The sequence below is a fragment of the Balnearium lithotrophicum genome (assembly GCF_900182585.1).
GTDB classification, from domain to species: domain Bacteria; phylum Aquificota; class Aquificia; order Desulfurobacteriales; family Desulfurobacteriaceae; genus Balnearium; species Balnearium lithotrophicum.
In genome coordinates this window covers 103,044-110,748 of the sequence record NZ_FXTM01000004.1, presented here as the reverse complement: position 1 = coordinate 110,748, position 7,705 = coordinate 103,044, and the positions used below count along the sequence as shown (strand labels likewise).

Annotated in this window: 9 protein-coding genes and 1 pseudogene; 5 read left to right on the top strand and 5 right to left on the bottom strand. The window is 42.7% G+C overall.

Going from position 1 to position 7,705, the window contains the following annotated elements; genetic code table 11:
* The 5 genes and pseudogenes from FN732_RS02435 to lysA form a co-directional block, all read left to right on the top strand.
* Window positions 1-214: pseudogene (locus tag FN732_RS02435) on the top strand (integrase core domain-containing protein); the annotation flags it as partial.
* Window positions 215-309: 95 nt separating this feature from the next.
* Window positions 310-591 carry a HAMP domain-containing protein gene (locus tag FN732_RS09550; RefSeq protein WP_185954219.1) on the top strand — a complete coding sequence of 94 codons (282 nt, stop codon included), beginning with the start codon at window positions 310-312 and terminating at the stop codon, window positions 589-591.
* A gap of 59 nt (window positions 592-650) precedes the next feature.
* Window positions 651-1,223, top strand: coding sequence for a class II aldolase/adducin family protein (locus FN732_RS02425; protein ID WP_142934296.1), 573 nt, complete (start codon window positions 651-653; stop codon window positions 1,221-1,223).
* A gap of 2 nt (window positions 1,224-1,225) precedes the next feature.
* Complete coding sequence (locus tag FN732_RS02420; protein ID WP_142934294.1) at window positions 1,226-2,089, top strand: prephenate dehydrogenase; 864 nt, start codon at window positions 1,226-1,228, stop codon at window positions 2,087-2,089.
* On the top strand, window positions 2,086-3,345 hold the full coding sequence (lysA, locus tag FN732_RS02415; RefSeq protein ID WP_142934292.1) for a diaminopimelate decarboxylase: 1,260 nt from the start codon (window positions 2,086-2,088) through the stop codon (window positions 3,343-3,345). Before FN732_RS02420 ends, lysA begins: the two co-directional genes overlap by 4 nt.
* On the opposite strand, the gene FN732_RS02410 is transcribed toward lysA, so the two are convergent.
* The 5 genes from FN732_RS02410 to FN732_RS02390 all read right to left on the bottom strand — a co-directional run bounded on the left by FN732_RS02410 (window position 3,342) and on the right by FN732_RS02390 (window position 7,620).
* On the bottom strand, window positions 3,342-3,944 hold the full coding sequence (locus tag FN732_RS02410) for a class I SAM-dependent methyltransferase (protein ID WP_142934290.1): 603 nt from the start codon (window positions 3,942-3,944) through the stop codon (window positions 3,342-3,344). The two genes, lysA and FN732_RS02410, sit on opposite strands and share 4 nt — an antisense overlap.
* Window positions 3,945-4,006: 62 nt before the next feature.
* Window positions 4,007-5,425, bottom strand: a complete 1,419-nt coding sequence (gene glnA, locus FN732_RS02405) for a type I glutamate--ammonia ligase (protein ID WP_142934288.1) — start codon at window positions 5,423-5,425, stop codon at window positions 4,007-4,009.
* A gap of 19 nt (window positions 5,426-5,444) precedes the next feature.
* A complete protein-coding gene (locus tag FN732_RS02400) occupies window positions 5,445-5,783 on the bottom strand; it encodes a P-II family nitrogen regulator (protein WP_142934285.1) in 339 nt (112 codons plus the stop codon).
* A gap of 109 nt (window positions 5,784-5,892) precedes the next feature.
* The gene (locus FN732_RS02395) at window positions 5,893-6,306 is read right to left on the bottom strand and encodes a Fur family transcriptional regulator (RefSeq protein WP_142934282.1); all 414 of its coding nucleotides are present in this window, start codon (window positions 6,304-6,306) and stop codon (window positions 5,893-5,895) included.
* A 90-nt stretch (window positions 6,307-6,396) separates the two neighbouring features.
* Entirely contained in the window at window positions 6,397-7,620 is a 1,224-nt protein-coding gene (locus FN732_RS02390; RefSeq protein ID WP_142934280.1) for an ammonium transporter, read from the bottom strand.
* Between the last annotated feature and the right edge of the window lie 85 nt (window positions 7,621-7,705).

The following is a 7,705-nucleotide window of genomic DNA, read 5'->3' as shown; positions in this document are numbered from 1 at the left end:
GACTGAGCCGAAAGTTGATGAAATGAACAGGAAGTTATTTAGGTATCTGAACTTTTACAACTTCGTTAGGCCTCATCAAGGTCTTGGTTATAAGACTCCAGTAGAGAAGTTTGAGGAATATATTAAAAAACACCAGGGTGTCCACCATGTATTGAACGAGAACATCATGGAACAGAGGACCAGATTGACCCTAAATTTAAAAAGGCGATTATAGCTAAGTATGGAGAGGAAGCCTTTAGAAGAGCAACAGGCTATAAGTTAGGAGAACTTAGAGGAATCATTAGTGTTACAATTATTCCTCCAAGTATCTTGGCAATTGCTGTTTCCATAGTTGACATATGGAACGTTTTAGCTCTTTTAGTTGCATTTGGTATTTTCTGGTACTTTGCCAAAAATGAAATTGTTAAACCTATTGAGAAGCTAACAAAGGCTGCTCATGATATTAGCCTTGGAAAGCTGGATGTTGACCTCGGTGTAAGAGGGCTCAAAGAGGAGAATGTAAGGGATGAAATTACAAAACTTGCCATTGCTATAGATAGGTTGAGGGCAAGCATTCAAATTGCTATGGAGAGGTTAAGGAAGAAAAGGTAATGTAAAGTAATGACATTCAAAAGCCGCCCTTAAGGGCGGCTTTTTATTTTGGAGGAATAATGGTTCCGTTCAAAGAGGAGAGAAAGGAACTTATAAAAATTGGAAGAATAGCCTTTGAAGGTGGATTGACAGATACCCACGGTGGAAACATTAGCAGGAGAGTGGGAAAGTACATCCTCATTAAAAAGTCAGGAAAGATGTTGGGATTTTTAAACGAGGAGGACTTCGTTCTAACCACTATCGATGTAAATTCCCGATTGGACAGGTTTGCATCCATAGAGCTTAAGGTTCACAGGAACATTTACAGGGAGCTCCCCGAAGTTAACTCAATACTGCATACACACTCTCCAAGCACCGTTGCCTGTTCTTTAAGATTTGAAAAAATTGTTCCTATGGATTCAGAGGGAAGGTTACTCTTGGGAGAGGTTCCCGTTCTAAGGGCTGAAACCGTTGTCTCCTCCGATGAGGTTGCAGAGAAGCTACCAGAACTCCTGAAGAAAAGTCCCGTTGTCGTTGTCTATAGCCACGGTCCCTTTGCCGTTGGACGTACTCCTGAAGAAGCTCTGATGTACATCTCTGCTCTTGAAAATTCCTGTAAAATACTCACCTACTATTACTCTCTGAGGAGTTAGAATTGGAATGGGAATTTAACGAAATCTGCATAGTTGGATTGGGACTCATTGGAGGTTCATTTGCACTCAATCTAAAACTGAAGGGGTTTCCAGGAAAGATAACTGCCGTTGATATCAACCCGGAGGCCGTTGAAAAGGGAATAGAGCTTAAAATCATAGATAAGGGAAGTTTAAAGTACTCCATAGTTTCAAGTGCCGACCTCGTTGTAATAGCTACGCCCGTTGGAGTCTACAAAAACGTCATTGAAAACTTAAAACCCTACATAAAAGAGGGAACGGTTGTAACAGACTTAGGTAGTGTTAAGGGAAAGCTTGTATACACCTGTGAGGAACTACTAAAGGGAGTAGCCCCCTTCGTTGGAGGTCATCCAATAGCTGGAACTGAAAAGTCCGGTGTTGAAAATGCCGTTGAGAACCTGTTTGTAAATGCAAAATTCGTAGTAACACCAACGGAGAATACAGACAGGGATGCACTTGAAAAGGTAAAAAACCTGTGGAGAAATTTGGGTTCAGAAGTAATTGAAATGGAGCCATTCTACCACGATAAGGTCTTTGCCGCTGTTAGCCACCTTCCACACGTTGTTGCCTACTCGATAGTTTCCGCAATAGATGAGCTCTCTGAGGATTTGAAAACCAATTTATTCGATTACACCGGTGGTGGTTTTCGTGACTTTACAAGGATAGCAATGAGCGACCCTGTTATGTGGAGGGACATCTGTATTGAAAACAGTGAAAATATTCTAAGGTCCATAGAATCGTTTAAAAGGGCCATTGAGGAGGTGGAGAGGCTCATAAGGGCTAAGGACAAGGAGAAGCTCAAGGAATTCTTTGAAAAGGCAAGGGAGAAGAGGAGTTTAGTCAAATGAAGGAAATATTTCCAAAACTCTACTACAAATCAAAGGAACTGTTCTTTGAGGATGTTCCTTTAAAGGATGTTGCAGAGAGGGAAGGAACTCCTACCTACGTTTACAGTAAGGGAGCTCTCCAGTACTGGTTTGAGGAGTTTGATTCAGCGTTTAACGAAGTCTCCCATACGACCTGTTTTGCAGTAAAGTCAAACTCCAACATTCAAGTCTTAAAGGTTCTAAGGGAACTTGGAGCAGGAGCTGACACCGTTTCCGTTGGAGAAATTTTCAGAGCTCTAACTGCAGGAATTGACCCGAAGAAAATCGTATTCGCCGGCGTTGGAAAGAGGGAGGATGAACTTACCTATGCCCTCGAAAGGGGAATCTTAATGGTAAACGTTGAGTCTGAGGGGGAACTTCTCCTTCTCAACAAAGTAGGTGAGAAACTGAAAAGGAGAGCTCCGTTTGCCATAAGAGTAAATCCGGACGTTAATCCAAAAACACACCCTTACATTTCAACAGGTCTAAAGAGTGCAAAGTTTGGAGTGACGTTTGATAGGGCTTTGGAGCTCTACAAAAAAGCAAAGGAACTGAGGTGGCTAAATCCGGTAGGAGTTCACTTCCACATAGGTTCCCAAATTACAGACGTTTCGGCTTTTAGAGAGGCAGCTGAAAAGGTTGCTGAATTTGTGAAAGAGATTCGCTCGTTTGGTATAGAAATAGAGTACTTTGATGCAGGAGGGGGTTTAGGAATCAACTACCACCCAGACGAAAGAGTTGTTCCTGCTAAAGAGTTAGCAGAGGAAATAGTTCCAATTGTTAAGGAACTTGACTGCCACCTCATTTTGGAACCTGGAAGGAGAATTGCTGGAAATGCCGGAGTCCTTTTAACGAGGGTTCTCTACGTTAAGAAAAGGGAGGAGAAAACGTTTTACATAGTTGATGCTGGAATGAACGACCTTTCAAGACTGGCCCTCTACAATGCATACCACCATATACTGCCCCTCGAGGAAAAGAAAGAAGAAACGGTTGTTGCAGACGTTGTAGGCCCAATATGTGAAACGGGAGATATTCTGGCTAAAGAAAGAGAGTTACCGGTTTTGAAGGAGGGAGACTTATTAGCCATATTGAGTGCAGGAGCATACGGATTTACAATGGCCTCAAACTACAACTCAAGGCCAAGGCCCCCAGAAGTTCTGATAGATGGGGATAAATTTAGAGTAATAAGGGAAAGGGAAAAATTGGGAGACCTAATATCTCGGGAGGAAGTCCTTTAAGGCTTCCTTCCGACTGCTAAAAATAGAGGATACTCTTTGTTATTCCTGTGAAACACCTTTACAACTCTGTAATCAACAGGTTCAATTCCTGAAAGCTTCATGAATTTGAAAATTTCCTCCCTATCAAATCCAAAGTGGTAAACCCCTTCGTTACTACTGTGAAACGTTCCATCCTCCTTCTCAAGGTCTGAAATGGCCAGAAAACCCTTAGACTTCAGGTTTGAAGAAAACCAGTTAAACAGAGATTTTAAATCTTTAACGTGGTGGACTGCCATACTTGAAACTATTAAATCGAAGGGTTCTTCAAAATGTGTGTCTTCAAAGCTTCCCAAGACCGGCTTAACCTTTTTTATTCCAAGCTTTTCTATCTTTTCGCTTAGTACCTCAACCATTCCCTTAGAGTTGTCAAGTGAAACAACCTCAGAAACGAAAGGTTCTAAGTAGAAGGTTAGTAATCCTGTACCTGCCCCAAAGTCCAAAACTCTCCACTTTCTTGACACTGGAAGAAGAGAGACAATTGCCTCTCCAATCCGTCTTGCCGTATCGACTCTTTCCGGTTTTAAGTCCCAAGTTTTAGCAGCCTCGTCAAAAACGCTCATTACTCCTCCAAATAAAAAGCCCCCGTAAAGGGGGCTTCATCACAGGATAGGTAAAAATTCAATTAAACATCAAAGTAGAGAACAAATTCCATAGGAGTTGGTCTTAACCTTACAGGGTCAATCTCTTCCTTCCTCTTGTACTCAATGTAATCCTCTAAGAACTGCTCCGTCATTACGCCGCCCTTTGTGAGGAATTCGTAGTCCTTCTCAAGGGCATTAATTGCCTCTTCGAGTGAACCAGGAACCGTAGGAATGTCCTTAAGTTCCTCAGGTGGAAGGTCGTAGAGGTTCTTATCAACGGGCTCTCCCGGATGAATCTTGTTCTCAATTCCGTCAAGACCTGCCATTAGGAGGGCTGTAAAGGCAAGGTATGGAGCTCCGGATGAGTCTGGGAACCTTACTTCAATTCTCTTTGCCTTTGATGAGGTAACAACGGGAACCCTTATTGCAGCAGACCTATTCCTTGCAGAGTAGCAGAGGTTAACCGGAGCCTCAAATCCGGGAACGAGCCTCTTGTAGGAGTTAACAGTTGGGTTTGTAAATGCACAGACGGCCTTTGCGTGCTTAATAATTCCACCTATGAAGTAGAGAGCAGTTTCTGAGAGTCCGGCATAGCTGTCTCCGTGGAAGAGGTTTTCTCCGTTCTTCCATATTGACATGTGTGTATGCATACCCGTTCCGTTGTCTCCAAACAGCGGCTTAGGCATAAATGTTGCAGTTTTTCCAAACATTTTAGCAACGTTCTTAACGATGTACTTGACCCACTGAATGTTGTCTGCGGTCTCAACTAAAGTTCCGAACCTAAAGTCAATTTCACACTGTCCACCTGTTGCAACTTCGTGGTGGAGAGCCTCAACGACTAAACCAGCCTCCTCCATCTTCATTGCCATGATTTTCCTTATGTGGTCAAGCTGGTCGTTTGGAGGAACTGGGAAGTAACCTCCCTTAGGCTTAATCTTGTGTCCTAAGTTGGGATTCTCATCTGCTCCCGTTCTCCACCATCCCTCAACAGAGTCAACCTCGTAGAAAGAGTAGTTCATTCCAGCATCGTACTTAACATCGTCAAAGATGAAGAACTCTGGTTCGGGTCCACAGTAAACTGTATCTCCAATTCCTGTCGATTTAAGGTACTCGATTGCTTTCTTAGCTATGTTTCTTGGGTCTTTGTGGTAAGGTTCCTTTGTAACTGGGTCTACTATGTCTGCAATAACAACAAGGGTTGGAATCTCTGAAAGGGGGTCAATCGTTGCAGTTGTTGGGTCCAGCCTAAACATCATGTCACTTGCGTTGATTGGCTGCCACTGCCTGATAGATGAACCATCAAAGAAAAGTCCCTGTTCAAAACTCTCCTCTGAAATCTCATGGGCAGGAAATGTGATGTGGTGCCAAGTTCCAAACATGTCTGTAAACCTGAGGTCAACAAACTTAATTCCCTCTTTCTGAATGAGCTCTACAACTTCTTTTGCACTTTGCGGTCTCATGAAAACCTCCCTGTTTATTTTAGATTGCATTTTCTCCCCTCTCTCCTGTCCTAATTCTCACTGCCTCCTCAACGGGAATAACAAACACCTTTCCGTCACCAATCCTTCCCGTTCTTGCGGCGTTTACAATCGTTTCAACCACCTTTTCCGCCATCGAATCTGGGACAACAACCTCAATCTTTACCTTCGGAATGAAATCAACTACGTACTCCGCACCTCTGTAGAGCTCCGTATGTCCTTTCTGCCTTCCAAATCCCTTAACCTCAGAAACGGTAAGTCCGTGAACTCCTATTTCTGTAAGGGCGTCCTTTACTTCCTCTAACTTGAAAGGTTTTATTATTGCTTCAATTTTCTTCATACTACCCTCCCGCTTTTCGCTGTATTCTATTCTAACAAAGATTGTGCCAAATTATAAAAATCGTTAAACCAATTATTATTTCCCTTAAATATGACCCAATTTTGTTCTACTATCTGTCTTCTCTGCCCAATTTTTGTGCACATCTTTTACAGAGACCGTAAAACTTGTACTCTATATCCTCAACAACGTAACCTTTATCCTCTATCTTCTTACAAGTGTACCTACACAGAGGCGTTTCTACATCCTCTATCCTTCCGCACTCCCTACATATAAAATGGTGGTGAAAGTCGGTTCTACCTTCAAAATGGGACTGTTTATCAACTATTATTTCCCTAACCTTCCCCTCTGAGGAGAGTTCCTTGAGAACCCTGTAAACTGTGCCCAAACTGATTGACGGGAGCTCCTTCTTTGCCCTCTCGTAAACCTTCTCTGCAGTCGGGTGATCCTTAGATTCTAAAACAACCTGATAAATAATAGCCTTTTGCTTCGTATTTCTTCTTTTCCTTTCTTTAACTTTTTCCAAAATGCTCCTCCTTACAGGATTTAAGACTACTTAATAATAATTATAACTCTTAAGAAAGGAAAGCCCCATAAGGGGCAAGGAGGAGCAAATTTAAAACTTAATACGTTCCTCAGGATAAGCAGTAATGTGGTGGATTGAAAGGTCTGATCCTTGGAATTCCTCCTCCTCAGAGAGTCTAAGTCCAAATATGGCTTTAAGAGTACCGTAGAGAATGTACCCTGCAGACAGACCGTAAACTGTTGTAAGTAGAGCTCCAAAAATTTGAGAAAGGAGGGAAACTCCACCTACTCCCCAAAGAAACTTCTGTCCAAATATTCCAGCTGCAATTCCTCCCCAGAGTCCATTTAAACCGTGTAGCGGAACAACCCCTAAAACATCGTCAATCTTTAACTTTTCCTGTTCGTATACAAAGGCCTTCACAAAAATCCAAGCTGCGACTAAACCTATCACAAAAGCTCCAACCGGATTAACTATGTCTGAACCTGCACATATAGCAACAAGCCCTGCTAGAGCTCCGTTGTGTATAAACCCAGGGTCGTTCTTTCCAAAGAGTGTTCCTCCTATAATTCCTCCGGCAGTCGCCATGAGCGAGTTAACGGCAACTAAACCAGAAATTGTCTCTATGTTCTGAGAGCTCATAACGTTAAACCCAAACCAACCTATAATGAGAATCCAACTACCTAAAGCCAAAAGTGGAATGTTACTAATCGGAATTGGTCTTGACTTACCCTCAACGTACCTTCCCATTCGGGGACCCAAGAGGAGAATCGCAGGAAGGGCAATAATACCTCCGAGGGCGTGAACCACCATTGAACCAGCAAAGTCGTGAATAGGTGCACCAAAATTGTGCTTTACCCAACTTTGAAACTCTGGAGAGAATCTCTCACCCCAGATGAGAGCCTCAAAGAGAGGATAGACAATACCGGCAAGGAAAAAGCCTGCAGTGATGTATGGTTTAAACTTCATCCTTTCAGCAACACCCCCTGAAACAATTGCAGAAATACAGGCAGCGAACATTAGAAGGAAGAAGAACCTTACAAGCTCCAGTCCTTGGGTTGGAAGGTAATCTGCAGCAGGCTTTAGGAGAAAAACCTTATGGGCAATCGGATAACCTATCAAAAAGTAGGCAACTGTAGCTACACTCGCATCAACTATGATCTTTACAAGTGCATTAACCTGATTTTTCCTCCTAACGGTCCCGGCCTCCAAAAAGGCAAATCCAGCGTGCATACCCAAAATCATCACTGCACCAATTAGCAGGTAGAGAACGTTGAGGGACTGAATAAGGTGGGAGAGCCCCTGTTCTGCTAACATTCTAAAACCTCCTCTATAGAATTTCTCACTAAAATAAAAGCAATGAATATGCCAAAATTTCGAAAGAGACTGGAGGAGATTTGAT